This is a genomic window from Pedobacter sp. 01N310 (assembly GCF_056399805.1).
The window spans coordinates 194227-210464 of record NZ_JBFTSB010000001.1 but is presented as its reverse complement, the minus strand read 5'-3'; the positions used below and the strand labels follow the sequence as shown (position 1 = coordinate 210464).

Here is a 16238-nt window from a genome sequence, read left to right as displayed (position 1 = left end):
CTGGTACATCTTCAGAATTACTACAGAATTCGAATATATATTAATACCGCATAAACAATCTTTTTATTCCTTAAACCAAATATGATGAAAAAATTTTACAACATTATTTTTGCAACACTATTAGCAGTGCTATTTACCAATTGTACAAAAAAAGAGGTAGCAGCTGATACCAAATTAAGTTACAGCTTTAGTGCAGGTAATTTAAGCGCATCGTTAAGCAGTAATGCAGCGGCAAGTGGAGCAGTTGTAGCGCCAGGCACTAACGGAAGTATAAACTGGACTACGGCGAGTATTAATATCGCAAAAATAGAGTTTAGTGCTACAAAGGCAGGTACACCCGTATCTTTAGAATCTAAAAATCTATATCTCGTTAACGCATTAAAACCCGATTCATTATCAGGAACAATTGCGTTAATAGCAGGTGTTTATGAGCACAACCAGTTTAACTTAACCATGAGCAGTTCGCTTACCAACCCACCATTATTATTGACGGGAACTTATATTGAAGCTTCTGGAACCAAAATCCCGGTTAGATTTGAAATGAACCAAACGCAATCGATCAAATTAGAAGCCGCCAGAGTAGAAGTTACTTCCGGAACATACTTAGCGAAAGTAGCCATTCAACTTAACGCATTGGTAACTGGGTTAACAGCAAGCGATTTCGGCCAAACTACACGTACAGGCACAAATAACACAATTATAATTTCGAACACAATAAATAAAGCCTTATACGAGAAACTCATTGCTCGATTTACGTCAACACTGAGCGTTAACTTTTCGAAACAATAACAAATCGAATATAATACTTTATTAAGTACAATACTTTAATGTTACCTTTAAACCCTAACCAAACCTTCAGGATTCCTTCAGAATTGAAAACTAACTTCGCCATTTATTATACAAAGTGTGGCGAGAAAAGTTCAAGCTTTGGATTCACCTTTAACTATGAGCATTAAAGAAAAAACAAATAAATTACTCCATCATAGATTTGGACCAGTTTTTTTAGCCACAGCGCTATTGTGCAGCATATCGTTGATTACGAGACTTGCCTTATTAATTTACAGTGCATCTGGTGTTGATTGGTCGATACTGAATCTCCTTAAAATCCTGGTTATTGGTCTGTTTTACGATCTTGCTGCCGCATCTTTTGCAGTAATTCCGATTATAATTTACTTATGGCTGCTCCCTTCTAAATGGTATGCCAGTAAATTCAACAAGGTATTATTGTTCATTTATTTTTTCTTTGTTGTTTTCACGCTCATTTTCAATGCCATTTCAGAATGGTTCTTCTGGGAAGAATTTTCTGTCCGTTATAACTTTATAGCGGTCGATTATCTGGTATATACCACAGAAGTTATTGGAAATATCCGCCAATCGTACCCCATTAACAGTATTATGGTAGGTTTGGTTATCGTTACCTTGTTAATCGTTTATTTCTTAAGAAAGTTCATCACCTCCTCTACAACCAATAAAACCAGTTTCGGCAAACGCACCATAATTGCCCTGATTCTTTTGAGCCTGCCAGTGCTTACTTATTTTGGTGTAAGCCATAAATGGAAGTATCACAGCAAAAATCAATATGTAAACGAGCTTTCAGGCAATGGCATGTACGATTTTGGATTTGCATTTTGGAACAATCAGCTGGATTATAATACTTTTTATAAAACACTCCCGATCAAAAATGCAGAAGCTATTCTGAGTCACTTACTGCAACAAGATTCTACTGCAAAGGGAGAATTTAAAAATACCTCCAGAACCATCAATAATTCGGGTACCGAGAATAAGATGAATGTGGTGCTGATCAGTGTAGAAAGTTTAAGCGCCGAGTTTTTAGGTACTTTTGGCAATACCCAGCACATTACCCCACAGCTCGATACGCTGGCAAAAGAAGGTTTGCTCTTTAACAATTTATACGCTTCGGGAACGCGTACGGTGCGTGGTCTGGAAGCACTTTCACTTTGCATCCCGCCTACCCCTGGACAATCGATCGTTAAACGGCCAGATAATAAAAACCTGTTTACCTTAGGTAGCATATTCCGTTCAAAAGGTTACAACAGCAGATTTATTTATGGTGGTTATGGGTATTTTGATAATATGAACGAGTTCTTTTCCAACAATGGTTATCAGGTAACGGATAGAAGTGCACTTCAGGATTCAGAGATCCATTATTCAAATATCTGGGGGGTTGCCGATGAAGATTTATTTACGCTTTCGTTACGCGAACTGGATAAAGACTATAAAGACAAGAAACCCTTCTTTGCGCAAATTATGACGGTTTCGAACCACCGCCCCTATACCTATCCAGAAGGAAGGATTGATATTCCATCGCACACGGGAAGAGAAGGCGCGGTTAAATACACCGATTACGCTATCGGTAAATTTATACGTGAAGCAAAGCAAAAACCCTGGTTTTCGAACACCTTATTCATAATTGTAGCCGATCACTGTGCTTCTAGTGCTGGTAAAGTAGAATTACCAGTAGATAAATACCACATCCCAATGATTTTTTACAGCCCAGGGCACATTGCACCAGGCAAATTCGAGAAACTCACCGCACAGATTGATATCGGCCCAACCATTTTGGGTTACCTCAATTTCAGTTACGACAGTAAGTTTTTTGGTCAGGATGTATTTAAAATGAAAGATAGCGAAGAAAGGGCATTTATAAGCACCTACCAGAGCTTAGGCTACATTAAAAACAATAAGCTGGTTATTCTCGATCCGAATAAAAAAGCAACTACTTACAAACCCGATTTTACTAACGGAAATGCTATAGCCATACCAGCAGATCAGAAATTGATTAATGAGGCTATATCCAATTACCAAATGGCATCGTACCTCTACCAAAATGGCTTGTACGGTTTTGAGACTAAAAAGAAACCCTAGTAAATTTAATCATGGGCATAAATATTGGCTTATTGGTCTGGAAAGAGATGAAGGCAAAATCGATGAGTAGAGATCAACTTGCCGAGAAAATAAGTGTTAGCAAACACCGGGTAGATACTTTACTTAAATCGGCCTCGGTAGATACCAATTTATTAACAAGGATCTCTATTGCGCTTGGTATTAATTTTTTCGAATACTACCGTAAAGATGAAGACCTGGCTCAATTTGAAATCGATATCCTTGCCCAAAGTGATGAGGAGCTTAATGAGCTTAAAAATTTAATCAAAGAAAAAAATAAATTGCTCGAACTTTACGAAGAAACCATTAAAAGCCAAAAGAAGATTATTGGCACACTAGAAAATCTTCGGAAACACTAACAATAAATTTAATTTAGCTTTTAACTGCAGTAAGTTCAGTTTTAATGAACTTGCTGCAGATATTTAACCCTAGTTCGATTAATATTTACTCGTTGTGATCAATTTTAGTCTCTTTTTCCTAACGCGATCGTCATGCTGAACTTGTTTCAGCATCTTTCCTGCTAGATAGACCCTGAAATAAATTCAGGGTGACGATGGTGAGTTGAAAATATCTATAGAGGATCTTTAAAAGCATGTTATTAATCGAGTTCAGGTTATCAGGCTTCCAGTTTCCACTTTTTTGCCAATTCAGTATTAAAACCATCAGTTTCTTTTGGATTTGGCTCTCCCTTTCCTGTGGTAATCAACTTATACAAGCTTTCTTTTATATAGTTAGTCCAGGCTTCCCTGCAAATTTCATAACATTCGTACTGCGGCACCAAGCCCTCGTGCGTAAAAGTTACAGCGGTTTGTTCGCCTTTTTTAGTAATATCAAAAACCAACTTCGTACCAATCCATTCGCTTTTATCGGTTGTAAACTTAAAATAGTTATCCAATATCAGCCATACTACTTTTTGATTTGGAATCATTTCTACCAATTTCATTTTACAGTAATGAATATCTCTATAATGATAAACGGATTCGGCGTTAATGATATCGGTAGCTCCTTCAATGGCTTCCGACCACCATCCGCTAACATTGGTAATTGCATTAAATACTTCATTCGGGCTTTGATCTACCAAAATGGTGGCTGTAAAATCTTGTTTTTCCATGGTTATGCTGTTGTTTAATTTAAGATTGATTAGAACAAAACAAAGTTAACCGCAATATGCGATACAAGCAGGGTGTAAAATAGACATTGTAGCGGGTTGATTTGGACAGCTTTAAGTTTTATCTTTACTATATAAAATTAGCAGATTGATGCTAAACCAACATGATGTAAAACCATTAAGATGAAACACATTACCATTCTTGTGCCCGACGGACCGAACAACTTAAGTAGTATTGTTGGTTCTTACAAAATACTAAGCAGGGCTAATGCCTATTGGCAGGAAAACGGCAAAACACAGTTATTCAAAATTGAGTTGGCAGGTATTTCCAAAGCCGTCGATTTTTATGATGGTTTGTTTTCGGTGAAACCGCACAGGCATATTTCAACTATCACCAAAACCGACCTTGTGATTATCCCTTCTTTAAATCACAACTACCAACAGGCAATGGAAGGGAACAAAGAACTAATCGAATGGATTGCCGCGCAATATAAAAATGGCGCCGAAATAGCGAGTGTTTGCACTGGTGCATATTTACTGGCATCAACTGGTTTATTAGATGGCAAAACCTGTTCTACACACTGGATTGTGGCTGATAATTTCAGTAAAATGTTCCCAAAAGTAAATTTACAACCCGATAAACTGATTACAGACGAAAATGGCATTTATACCAATGGAGGGGCGTATTCATTCTTAAATCTCCTGCTGTATCTGGTTGAAAAATACTTCGACAGGCAAACCGCCATTTTCTGTTCAAAGGTTTTCCAGATTGAAATGGACAGGCAAAGCCAATCGACCTTTATTATTTTTAAAGGACAAAAACTGCATGGCGACGATATGGTAAAGGAAGCTCAATTGTATATCGAAAACCACCTCCAGCAAAAAATATCTGTAGAAGATTTATCAACCAGGTTTGCAGTTGGCAGGAGAAGTTTTGACAGAAGATTTATCAAGGCAACGGGAAATACGCCAATAGAATACTTACAACGCGCTAAAATTGAATCGGCCAAGAAAGCCCTGGAAACCAGCAGAAAAACCGTTAACGAAGTAATGTATGAGGTTGGTTATACAGATGTAAAGGCTTTTAGAGAGGTATTTCGCAAAATTACAGGAGTATCTCCACTGGAATATCGAAATCGGTACAACAAGGAAATGGTAATGTAAAATCATCAGGTAATACGCTCCTGCTGCCTGATGATTAATCTGTATTTTACTAATCCTTGAAAAATTATGCCTGAACAGTCCGTTGATATAGGTAAACTTTTGGATATTGGTCCATAATCGGTAACCTTCTAGTTTTTCAGTTTTAGAAAGTTACGAATAAAAGTGTTATTGATAATGGTACAAATGCAAAAAGCCTCACATTTCTATGAGGCTTTTCGTGAACCTCACTGACATTTTCTCGAACCACTTTGTGTCAGATTTAAAACGTATAATTAATTTGGCTGATGAATTAGATGACAAGTAATGAAAGTTCTCTAGTAGAGTTTTTTGTGATTTCACTACTATGGTATATTACAAAGCATGTTTCAAAAATTAGACGCCTTGGTTTTCACCCCAAACAAAATAGCCATACTATATTTAAATGATGTTTTACGATTTTAATGCGTTTGCCCTTGTAAGGTTTGAAGAAACCTTTTTTATATCTAATGTTTATTATAACTTGTTTCCTGCTAAAATATAAACTGGATAAAATAGGCTGAATCGTTCTTCAATTTGTGTAACGGCTATTCCTAATTGATCTTTTTCCACATCTCCCATAATCATATGCTTAAGAGCGTTTTCGTTCGTAGGAAAAGACGCGTGAAGTTGTTGTTCCAAGTCTATTTCCATTTTGTAATTATCTCCACGTATATTTTTTAGTCCGCTTGTCTCAAAGAGTTCCTTAAACTGAGGAATGGAAAGCACCGCTACATGTGAAGGATCTCTTAATTTTTCCATTTGGTCGTACTTCAAAGTGCAAGCTTCAGGAACTGCAACATCTGTAACCATAACAGCGCCACCAGGTCTACAAACTCGGATCATTTCTCTTAATACTGCTTCAGGATCAATAAAGTGATGAAAACTAAACCGTGTAACGACAACTGAAAAAGTGTTATCAGGAAATGGCAGCGCATCCGCTTCACCTATCACCCATTCAACATTGACGATCTCTTGCTGCTGTTGGCATTTCTTGGCTTCCCTAAGCATTTCCTCAGTGATATCAACTCCTGTTACATGAAGAGCCTGTTTTGCAAATGCGAGAGAAACAATCCCGGAGCCACAGGCAACATCCAAAACGCTTTCTTCTGTTTTTGGTGATACAATTTTGATTAACTTATCTAAAGCATCACTGTGAGATGCAATAGCCGTATAACCGGCAGCTTGATTTGTAAACTGAGCTATAATCTGTTTTTTATGATCTTCCTTATTCATAATTATTTTTTTTGTAAATCTCAATCATTTCATTGTGTCATAATATCTATATTTAGACAATGAATAATAATTATCGGACAGTTATTGATATTGACCTTGGTTTTGAGGTAAACCCCAACAGGCCATTTTCCATATACTGGGAAAAGGTTTCTAATGCAAGATGTATGGCGGCTCATAGCCACCCGAGAGCGCAGCTGATTTATTGTGACACAGGAATAATGGAAATAACTGCTGGTAAACAGATGTGGATGGTAAATCCACTACAGGGTATCTGGATTCCGGGGAATGTTGAACATCAGGTTTTTTTTTCCGAAAATGCGAACATTAACACCATTTTTATTGATCCTTCACTTACAGAAAATTTACCAGATAGTAGTTTTGCGTTTGATATGAGCCCATTTTTCAAAAACTTAGTATTGAAAATCATGTCTGTCAAAGATCAGACTAACCTTTCTATCCAGCAGCAGAGGATTACAGCGGTATTATTAGACGAGCTTATGGTTATTGGGCCAAGTTTAACGTTTTTACCACTGAGCACTGAACCAAGGTTACGAGCCATACTTGAAGAAATTCAGAAGGATTTGAGTTATAGGCTCCCTATTGAGTATTTTGCCAATAACGCGGGTATGAGTAGCCGCACCTTATCCAGGTTGTTTCTAAAAGAACTTGGTATAACTTTTAGTGATTGGCGAACAAGAACCAGGCTGCTGGAAGCGATTAAGAGACTTGAAAACAAACAAGCAGTGAAAGAGATCGCCTTTGAAACTGGTTATGAAAACGCCAGTTCATTTATCTATACTTTTAAAAAATATTTCGGCAAGACACCAGGAAATTATTGGAGTTTGGGATTAATTTAGCATATATATAATGGCTGATACAATATTGGCCCACCAGATGAATTCCGAAGATGAAACAACGGTTAAGCGCAGCCCTGAAACTATGCAGCGCATATTAAGGAGTTTCTGAAAATATATGGTAATTTTTCTTTTGAAGTTACGGAGTTAATGGCAGAGAATGATAAAAATAGATCGGCTTGGTTTTGAAAAGCAGCTACAATCTAAATAGAGGTGAGCATAACATTGTTTAGATAACTATTGAAAAAATGAAAATCATTAACAATTCCAGCCTGCCGATATCTGTGCAAATAATTAATTGTGAAAATTGCCTTTTGTAGGTAATAAAGATTGGCGACACCAGTTTGTCGAAATCAAAGTCCCAGAACAGAACCTTAGGAAGGTCTGTATAGTTTCATTTTTATGATCCCATAGGGTTGACCTTACATACATCGAACACAAAATCTGCGTTTATAGCATTTCAGGCGACACTGCAAATTATTATAAAAACAGAAAACCATCTTTAAGATAAATAAAGATGGTTTTTGAATTTCTGTGATCCCGCTGGGATTCGAACCTAATTCAAAGATCAGCGTTTCTGGACTTTCGTCTTATCAGGATTTTTAATGTTTGATCTTCCATTTATCTGCTAACTCGGCATTAAAACCATCAGCATCTTTAGGGTTAGGTTTTCCCTTGCCGGTAGTAATTAAACTGTATAAGCTATTGTTAATATAGTTCCCCCAGGCATCGTGGCAAACTTTGTAACATTCATATTCTGGCACTAAGCCTTGATGAGTGAATTTTACCTTTGTTTTCGCTCCTTCTGTAGAAATATCGAAGATGAGTTTAGTACCGATCCATTCCGTTTTATCCTTTGTAAAACTGAACTGATTGTCCAGAACCTCATAAACCAATTTTTTATACTGGACCATTTCTATGAGTTTAATTTTGCATATATGGACGTCCTTATAGTGATAGACGAATACTTCACCCAGCTTATCTGTCTGGCCTTCTATTTCTTCAGACCACCAGCTGCGAAAGTTGCTGATAGCCTCGAAAGCTACTTTTGGGTTCTGCTCCACTAAAATGGAGGCTGTGTAATCTTGCTTTTCCATATCTTTCTGTTTTAAATGGGTTACTTTAACCTGATACTTTGTTTCGGTCATTTGCTTTGAGCAATTGTTCCAGTTTGAGAGCAATAGTGTCGTCAAAAGGACGGCTGTCAAATTTGATGCAATCATTTATTGTCTTTAGTTAGGTAATTTATTATTTAATAAGGTTTCCAATTTTTTCAGTTTCGATGTCCAGAACTCATCAAAGTAGTTCAGCCAGGCCTGCAATTCTTCAAAACCGTCCTTTTTCAGCGTGCAATAGCGTTCCCGGCCCAGGTCCTGAATAGAAATAAATCCGGCAGTTTCCAATATCTTGACATGCTTGGATACCGCTGGGCGGCTCATATCGAAATTATCGGCCAGGCTGTTGATGGTCAAACTATTCTCCGAAAGGAGCATCAGCATTTTCCGCCGGCTCGGGTCTCCGATCACCTGGAAGGTATCAAGCGTTGGTATGGCCATGTGGTTCTGTATTTAAAAGTTTTTCGATTTTTTGGAATTTCTCCAGCCAGCCATGCAGCAGGCCATGGTACATATCCAGATTTTCTGCCTTATCGAAGCCACGGTGGTCCAGAAATACTTCGGTGCCGTTGTTCCTGGGTTCGAGCCTCCAGGTCACAACAGATTCAAGCGTGATTGTGCCCTCACCAGGGCCGCAATTCCAGGAATAGCTTAGTGTTTTTAGAGGTTGAATATCCAGCACCTTGCAATAAAAAATGCCGTCAAAATTCAGGCTGGCTATGCTGCCGGTCCGGAACTGAAATTCATGGCCTAAAACAGGCTGAAAATCATTTTTCATGAGCCATTGTGCCATGAGATCGGAATTGGTTAAATACTCCCAAACCGTTTCAAGGGGATGGGCGAAGAAATACTGGTGTTTAATAACTTTTGCCATAATGAGTAACTTAAGAGTTACTCAAATATATAGGTAACTTCTGAGTTACGCAAATTTAATTTCTATTTTTTTTAGATCGGAATCGTCAGGCAGTCTATTTTCCCACAAGACAATAGCAAAAACACCATTAACAAACAGCTAGAGGAGACAGCCGCCTTCCTGGTTTCTGAAAATAGGGTAGCTTTCAATAGCCATGTTGTCGATTTAGATTGTGGAAAACTAAATTTATTATAATACATTTATTGGGCGGAATCCGGTAAAGCAGGACTATCCACAATACTGCCATTCTTTTTTAGTAAATGATGAAAGAAAATTTAATTCAGTTTATTCAGCAGGTATTGCCCATGAGCACCTCCAGGGCTGAGTTGGTCGTGGCGAAATTTAAACCTGTGAAAATTGAAAAGAACGGATATTTTTTGAAAGCAGATTCGGTTTGCAACGCATCTCATTTTATGGAAAAAGGCATTGCCCGGTCTTATACCTACGATCTCGAAGGCAACCAGGTTACAACCGCGTTCTATCCGGCAAACACTTATGCAAGTGACCTGCTGTCCTTTTTTAAAAGAACGCCTGCCAAAGAATATATCCAGGCCATCACCGATTGTGAAACCTGGTCCATTACTTACGAAGATATGCAGGCCAGTTTCCATGCCATCCCGGAATTTCGTGAATTCGGACGGTTGAATATTGTCAACCAATACAGCCTGCTTAAAGAAAGAATGTTATCGAATTTGCAGGAAACAGCCGACCAACGCTACAGCGATCTGATTCATTCTCATCCGGAAATCCTTCAACATGTCCCCTTAAAATATATTGCCTCTTACCTGGGGATTGCCGATACTTCCTTAAGCAGAATAAGAAAAGAGGCGGTAAAAAAATAGCCTGTTTCATTTCCTGTCCTATGTCAAGTGGAATTTAAGTTAATTGCCCTTTCTTTGCTTTCATATTAATCGGCAACTCAAATGGCAAATTTCATTTCAGGCGCGCCCATTTTGGTGATCGTGCTATTCATCGCAAGTTTTCTTTATTCCATTGCATTCCTCACAAAACGGGTAAAACAGGCAGCTTTAGATGCTGGATTGACGCTGCCTAAATCCAGGAATATACAGTTCTGTATTTTTGGTTTTTATATGCTTTATCTGGCTTATGTTTCCGTACTTGCTTTAAAGGGTATACTTGATGTTAATTCTTTACCGCCTAAAGTGATGGTTTGGGCGGGTATGCCCCTATTGTTCATTTTATTCGGATTCATTGGAAATACTGGCTTAGTCAAGACATTACTTCACTCAATTAAACTGGAGTCCCTGATCGCGATCCATATATTCAGGCTGGTCGGAGTATTTTTTATCATCCTTTATGGCAATCATTTACTTCCTGCCGAATTTGCTTTTTCAGCCGGGCTGGGAGACATCATTACCGCGCTTTTGACCCTACCGGTGGCAAGGATGGCCTCCAAACAAAAACCAGGGTGGAAAACCGCCGTTTATGCCTGGAATATCTTCGGCATGCTGGACATTATCAACCTGCTGGTGATCGCGGTGATCACCGGTGCGAATGGGAATCTCCGGGAAATGGCGATATTTCCGTTCGTTTGGTTCCCCGCATTTGCGCCAGCTACCATTTTGTTCTTACACACCTTAGTCTTCAGAAAATTACAACAGCCCAAAGGTGATATTCATGGGAATTAGTTGGTGATTTTTATTGATTTTCCTGATATGCTTTTTGTAGAAAACCCGTTTAAAGGATATTTTTAACAGAAAAGGCGCAATCTCTTGCGCCTTTGGTGATCCCGCTGGGATTCGAACCCAGGACCACTACATTAAAAGTGTAATGCTCTACCAGCTGAGCTACGGAATCATTTTGTCCCTTTCGAGGCTGCGAAGTTAGAAATTAAATTCATTCCCGCAAAGAACAAAGTCAATCTATTTAATAAAAACTTAACATTAACTAAATAAAAAACAGTTAAACATTTAGGGTTCACAGGGTTAAGCACCTTAAAAAAATATCTTTTTTCTTTCTTTTCATCTGCTTTGTTGTAAAAGCCGACAAATAAGTTAAAATAGCCTTCGTGTAGTTATCCAAATATTATTTCACGCTGCTATAAACGCAGTGATGCAGCAAACGTTTGCGCAACAATTTAGAATTAAAGTCTACCAAAAAAATCTATTTTTATTGTAGATTCTAGCCAAACAAATACTTCCATGAAAAAATCTGCATTCATCATCATCTTGTTAAATATTAACTTTTTTGCATTCGCTCAAAAAACAACCACACCGGCACGCCCAAATATTATTGTTTTCCTGGTGGATGACATGGGTATCATGGATACTTCGTTACCGTTTTGCGACAGCATTATGCCATTGAACAAACGTTACCATACACCAAATATGGAGCGCATGGCAAAAGACGGGATGAAGTTTGTTAATGCTTATGCCCAACCTGTATGTACTCCTACAAGAGTAAGCCTAATGACAGGTATGAATGCCGCTCGTACACATGTTACCAATTGGACTTCGCCTCAAAAAAACAACAATACCGATGAAAAAGATGAGCAATTCTCACCTTTAAGTTGGAATATCAATGGTTTTAGTCCCGATTCGGATATAGAAAAGGCTGTTAAAGCGACTCCTTTCCCAAAACTGCTAAGGGATGCTGGTTATTATACTATACATGTAGGGAAAGCGCATTGGGGCTCGATGGGAACGCCTGGAGCCAACCCTTATAACCTTGGCTTTATGGTTAACATTGCCGGGCATGCGGCAGGCCATCCGCAAAGCTATCTTGCTGAACAACGTTATGGCAACATGCCTGGGAAAGCGCAGGCACAGGCAGTACCCGATTTAGAGGAATATTACGATTCTGACACTTTTTTAACAGAAGCACTAACCATTGAAGCAAAAAAAGCCCTTACCATTCCAATAGCCAGAAAAGAACCCTTCTATCTTAATATGGCCCACTATGCTGTTCATGCACCCATTATGGCCGATAAAAGATTTGTGCAAAAATATTACGATGCAGGTTTAGACAGTACTGAAGCCAAATATGCCAGTTTAGTAGAAGGAATGGATAAAAGTTTGGGTGATATCATGGATTTCCTGAAAGCAAAAGGTATGGATAAAAACACGATGATCATTTTCATGAGCGATAACGGCGGTTTAGATGCACACCAAAGAGGAGGTCCTGTAAACACACACAATTATCCTTTCAAATCGGGTAAGGGCTCTGTTTACGAAGGTGGTGTACGCGAGCCAATGATTGTAAAATGGCCCCTTGCCGTTCCTGCTAACTCGGTGAATCGAAACCCGGTAATTATTGATGATTTTTTTCCGACCATATTGGAAATAGCTGGAATTAAAGCGCCAAAAATCATCCAAAAATTGGATGGATTAAGTCTGTTCGCCACATTAAAACGCCCAGAAGTTAAACTTCAGGATAGGCCCTTAGTTTTTCATTTCCCCAATAAATGGACTACTGTTAAAGATGAAGCAGTACTTGGAATAAATTATTACAGCGCCATTCGCTTTGGCAACTGGAAATTGATTTACCAGATGCGCACACAAAAATTTGAACTCTACGATTTAAGCAAAGATATTGGTGAGCAGCATAGTCTTTCATCAACTAATCCCACTGAAATGAAAAAGCTGGCTATACTTTTAGGCAAAACCTTAAAAGAACGTGGGGCACAAATGCCTGTAGAAAAAGCGACCGGAAAAGCAGTACCATTTCCTGATGAGATTTTTGGCAATTAAGTATGTTTATCGTGATAAAGCAAAAGAGATTGTATCATAAAGGCGATGTCACCTCAGATGCTGTCATGTTGAGCTTGTCGAAACAACTTAAAGGGTATTTAAGCAAATCCTTCGACAAGCTCAGGATGACAAATCTATATTTATGATACAATCTCTTTTCCTTAAATCTTATTATAAACCCCAGCCATATCTAATACGGGTTAATCCCGATTGATTGGTAGTTGTTAATGTAATATTTGTTCCGCTTCCGCCGCGGTTCTGAATACTATAACTGTCGTTATCTCTAAGCCCTGGCCAGTACACACTGGCAACCTTATCGTTTCTAAATACATTGGTAGAACCAACTATATAGGCAATTTCATTATCGCTACCAACAGAACCGGTATAATTTTTACCCGTAGTCATGGCTGCACCGTATTCGGTAACCACGGTACGGCTTGCATAATTACCAAAACGGTTTCGCCAGTCAGCTTCCCAGGCCGATTGTGTTCTGGTAGCCCAAAATGCATAGTTATGCAGGGATAAGAGGCAGCTCGAAAATCGGCTATCAGCGCCAACGGCTGTTACATTTTCCGAGTAGCCAGTACCACCTAGAAGAATCCGGCCTTTGCTTACATTGGGGTAACGGGAAAGCCATTCGGCATAAATAGTGGTTAATTGGGCCAATGTATAACCATAGGGTTCATTCATGGGTTCGAAATACACGTTTGCATTACTTCCATATTTATTAACTACGGTTTGCCACATGGCCCAAAACTGAGTAGTGTCATCGATAGTACCATTATGGGAAGATGCACTCTCCCAACAAGCAAGTATAACCTTCATGTTTTTACTTAAAGCGCGATCTATTGCCCCGGTATATGCGCCCCACCACGAATCGGATACACTTGGCGGGTTAATTGGTAACCTTACCGTATTTACACCCGGCATGTTATTTTGGAAACCCGTTAATATTGCATTTGCTTTTGCTGATACCGTGGTGTAATCATCACCAGCGGTTAACCCTGAGGGGATTACCCAGCCATCAACAAAATTGTCGCGGCCATCTGCCCAATTTACACCTGCAATTCCTGCAGCACCAACCGATTCTGCGTCTGCTTTTTGAGCATCCGTGACCTCCGTTTTTTCAATTTCGAGCGGAGTTTCTGTTAATTCTTTTTTTTCACAGCCCATTAAGCACGCGCTTAACATAACGGCCATTGTTGCAATTGACGTTTTAATTTTCATAGGTAATGATTTAATATTTGGTTAGTGAGGCGTTAACCAGAAGAAAATCAAAATGTTATTTATTTTTTAACTCATTTAAAATAGCTTTATCTAAACTGGTTAATGTATGCTGTGTAGGTTTAAGCAGTTCGAAAACTACAATTTCATTCTTTCCTTTTTTTAACCATTCTGCTGGCAAATAAATGGTTTGTTGAGGTCCAATGCTCCAATATTTCCCCAAATTATGTCCATTAACCCAAACCACGCCTTTGCCCCATTTGCGCATATCTAAATAAGTATCTGCTACTTTTGTTAAATTAAAAGAAGCAGTTTTAAGTACAGCGGCCGATTGGCTAATTACCTTAGGCAATAATTTTTGAGTGTTTACAGTATCAAATGGCAGTGGGTACATTTTCCACGATTTAATCTCAGTACCGTTGAAGGTTACGCTTTTGCTTATCCCCTTATTATTTTTAAGCAGGTAAGGCCCAAAATTAATCCTACCCATGTTTTCTACTAAAATATCCAGTTGTACATTGCCAGCGGGAAGATTAACTGTTAAACTATCCTGGTAAAGCCTTCTATCTAAAACACCAACAAGTTTTTTATTGATATATACCAGGCCATAATCGCGCAGCTCGTTGATTTTAATTATGCCTTTGCGTCCACCTTTTATTGTGCTGCTGTACAATACAAAACCATAAGGTTGGTTAAGGGCTTCGAAGGTTAATGGTTTTTCACTTAATTGTGGTTTCCCAATCAGGTTAAAGATGTCTGTTGATTTGGTAAAGGTAATTACAGGCAATGCAGCTGCCGGCTTGGCGGCAGGTACAACAGGAAGTATTTGGTTTGCGGGCAAATTCTTTTTAATCGCTTCGCGGAAAAGCATAAATTTCGGTGTCGCGTTACCTGCCTCATCTAAAGGTGCATCATAATCATAACTACTAATCTGCGGTTCGTAAGCTGTAGAATCGTTATAATTTGCCCCATTCATAAAAGCTCTGGTTGTACCGCCATGAAACATATACATGTTAATAGAAATCCCTCCTTTAAGTACAGTATCTAATTTATTGGCATACGTTTTTGGATCTACCTGATGATGTTTTGTACCCCACCAATCGAACCAGGCCGGATACCATTCTGGCACAAAGTAAGGTCCGGCACCATTGTTATATTTATTGATCAGCGTTCTGATCTGCGCAGGACTATCGATGCCATTTACGCCTGGAAGCAAACCCGCTAAATGACCACCTTCTAATGCAGGAACAGGATCGCAGGTAGAAAGCACGCCGTCAAAACCAGCATCTTTAAAGAGCTGAGCATTGATCTTCAGATATTCCTTGTCATTTCCGTAAGAGCCATACTCGTTTTCTACCTGTACCATTAAGATGTTGCCACCATGGTTAATTTGCAATGGCGCTAACCGTTTACCAATCTCTGTAAGGTATTCTTTATATTCTTTTAAATATTGTGCTTCTTTACTCCTTACCTGTAAACCTTTAATGTTCTGCAACCAAAATGGATAACCACCAAATTCCCATTCGGCACATACATACGGACTAGGGCGAAGCAATACCCATAATCCTTCTTCTTTTGCAATACGTACAAATTCGGCAATATCATTATTGCCCGAGAAATCGAATTTATCTTTCTGTGGTTCATGTACATTCCAAAATACATAGGTACCAATGGTGTTTAAGCCCATCGCTTTAGCCATTTTCATTCTATCGCGCCAGGCTTCTCTTGGTATGCGGGGGTAATGCATTTCGCCAGATATTATTTGAAAAGGCTTATTATCAAGCAGAAAAACAGAGTCTGCAAGTTTAAAAGTGTGCTGAGCCTGTGCAAAAGCACCTAAGCTGGCAAAACAAGTAATTAAAATTACCTTAAAAATGAGGTATTTGAAGGTATGTTTCATGAAGATGTGTATTTATGTTTTATAAAATTATATGCACAGTTTTCCTTTCCCTACATAGATAAGGTGCTTTGTTCCAGAGAACAAAATTGGAAAAG

At 38.7% G+C, this 16238-nt stretch carries 15 protein-coding genes and 1 tRNA gene; 8 read left to right on the top strand and 8 right to left on the bottom strand.

Features of this window, described 5'->3' with window-relative positions; all coding sequences use genetic code 11:
• The first annotated feature begins 84 nt into the window (after positions 1-84).
• The 3 genes from AC1DNH_RS00730 (at position 85) to AC1DNH_RS00720 (ending at position 3263) form a co-directional block, all read left to right on the top strand.
• Positions 85-789 (top strand): hypothetical protein, encoded by a 705-nt coding sequence (locus AC1DNH_RS00730; protein WP_477585454.1) that lies wholly within the window; start codon positions 85-87, stop codon positions 787-789.
• 156 nt (positions 790-945) lie between these two features.
• Positions 946-2886, top strand: coding sequence for an LTA synthase family protein (locus tag AC1DNH_RS00725; RefSeq protein ID WP_477625069.1), 1941 nt, complete (start codon positions 946-948; stop codon positions 2884-2886).
• Between the two features lie 11 nt (positions 2887-2897).
• Positions 2898-3263 carry a helix-turn-helix domain-containing protein gene (locus AC1DNH_RS00720; RefSeq protein WP_477584477.1) on the top strand — a complete coding sequence of 122 codons (366 nt, stop codon included), beginning with the start codon at positions 2898-2900 and terminating at the stop codon, positions 3261-3263.
• A 257-nt stretch (positions 3264-3520) separates the two neighbouring features.
• Here the strand turns inward: AC1DNH_RS00720 and AC1DNH_RS00715 are convergent, their stop codons facing one another.
• Entirely contained in the window at positions 3521-4015 is a 495-nt protein-coding gene (locus AC1DNH_RS00715) for an SRPBCC family protein (RefSeq protein WP_477584475.1), read from the bottom strand.
• A gap of 180 nt (positions 4016-4195) precedes the next feature.
• On the opposite strand from AC1DNH_RS00715, the gene AC1DNH_RS00710 reads away from it, so the two are divergent.
• The gene (locus tag AC1DNH_RS00710; protein WP_477584473.1) at positions 4196-5176 is read left to right on the top strand and encodes a GlxA family transcriptional regulator; all 981 of its coding nucleotides are present in this window, start codon (positions 4196-4198) and stop codon (positions 5174-5176) included.
• A gap of 492 nt (positions 5177-5668) precedes the next feature.
• On the opposite strand, the gene AC1DNH_RS00705 is transcribed toward AC1DNH_RS00710, so the two are convergent.
• A complete protein-coding gene (locus AC1DNH_RS00705; protein WP_477584471.1) occupies positions 5669-6427 on the bottom strand; it encodes a class I SAM-dependent methyltransferase in 759 nt (252 codons plus the stop codon).
• 59 nt (positions 6428-6486) lie between these two features.
• On the opposite strand from AC1DNH_RS00705, the gene AC1DNH_RS00700 reads away from it, so the two are divergent.
• Complete coding sequence (locus AC1DNH_RS00700) at positions 6487-7284, top strand: AraC family transcriptional regulator (RefSeq protein WP_477608684.1); 798 nt, start codon at positions 6487-6489, stop codon at positions 7282-7284.
• Between the two features lie 599 nt (positions 7285-7883).
• Here AC1DNH_RS00700 and AC1DNH_RS00695 read toward each other — a convergent pair.
• From AC1DNH_RS00695 to AC1DNH_RS00685, 3 genes are all read right to left on the bottom strand, one after another.
• Positions 7884-8429 (bottom strand): SRPBCC family protein, encoded by a 546-nt coding sequence (locus AC1DNH_RS00695; protein WP_477585461.1) that lies wholly within the window; start codon positions 8427-8429, stop codon positions 7884-7886.
• Positions 8430-8513: 84 nt separating this feature from the next.
• Positions 8514-8837, bottom strand: a complete 324-nt coding sequence (locus AC1DNH_RS00690) for an ArsR/SmtB family transcription factor (RefSeq protein WP_133777490.1) — start codon at positions 8835-8837, stop codon at positions 8514-8516.
• Positions 8818-9270 (bottom strand): SRPBCC family protein, encoded by a 453-nt coding sequence (locus tag AC1DNH_RS00685; RefSeq protein ID WP_477585463.1) that lies wholly within the window; start codon positions 9268-9270, stop codon positions 8818-8820. Before AC1DNH_RS00685 ends, AC1DNH_RS00690 begins: the two co-directional genes overlap by 20 nt.
• Positions 9271-9572: 302 nt before the next feature.
• Between AC1DNH_RS00685 and AC1DNH_RS00680 the strand changes: the two genes are divergently transcribed.
• Both AC1DNH_RS00680 and AC1DNH_RS00675 read left to right on the top strand, forming a co-directional pair.
• The gene (locus tag AC1DNH_RS00680; RefSeq protein WP_477608686.1) at positions 9573-10151 is read left to right on the top strand and encodes a Crp/Fnr family transcriptional regulator; all 579 of its coding nucleotides are present in this window, start codon (positions 9573-9575) and stop codon (positions 10149-10151) included.
• 81 nt (positions 10152-10232) lie between these two features.
• Positions 10233-10958 carry a hypothetical protein gene (locus AC1DNH_RS00675; RefSeq protein ID WP_477585467.1) on the top strand — a complete coding sequence of 242 codons (726 nt, stop codon included), beginning with the start codon at positions 10233-10235 and terminating at the stop codon, positions 10956-10958.
• Between the two features lie 93 nt (positions 10959-11051).
• Here AC1DNH_RS00675 and AC1DNH_RS00670 read toward each other — a convergent pair.
• Positions 11052-11127: transfer RNA gene (locus AC1DNH_RS00670), tRNA-Lys, on the bottom strand.
• A 344-nt stretch (positions 11128-11471) separates the two neighbouring features.
• On the opposite strand from AC1DNH_RS00670, the gene AC1DNH_RS00665 reads away from it, so the two are divergent.
• On the top strand, positions 11472-13019 hold the full coding sequence (locus AC1DNH_RS00665) for a sulfatase (RefSeq protein ID WP_477625068.1): 1548 nt from the start codon (positions 11472-11474) through the stop codon (positions 13017-13019).
• 171 nt (positions 13020-13190) lie between these two features.
• Here AC1DNH_RS00665 and AC1DNH_RS00660 read toward each other — a convergent pair whose 3' ends face one another.
• Together AC1DNH_RS00660 and AC1DNH_RS00655 are read right to left on the bottom strand one after the other, a co-directional pair.
• Positions 13191-14246: a cellulase family glycosylhydrolase gene (locus AC1DNH_RS00660; RefSeq protein WP_215126105.1), complete on the bottom strand. Its 1056-nt coding sequence runs from the start codon at positions 14244-14246 to the stop codon at positions 13191-13193.
• A 55-nt stretch (positions 14247-14301) separates the two neighbouring features.
• A complete protein-coding gene (locus AC1DNH_RS00655; RefSeq protein WP_477610278.1) occupies positions 14302-16143 on the bottom strand; it encodes a glycoside hydrolase family 35 protein in 1842 nt (613 codons plus the stop codon).
• Positions 16144-16238 lie beyond the last annotated feature (95 nt).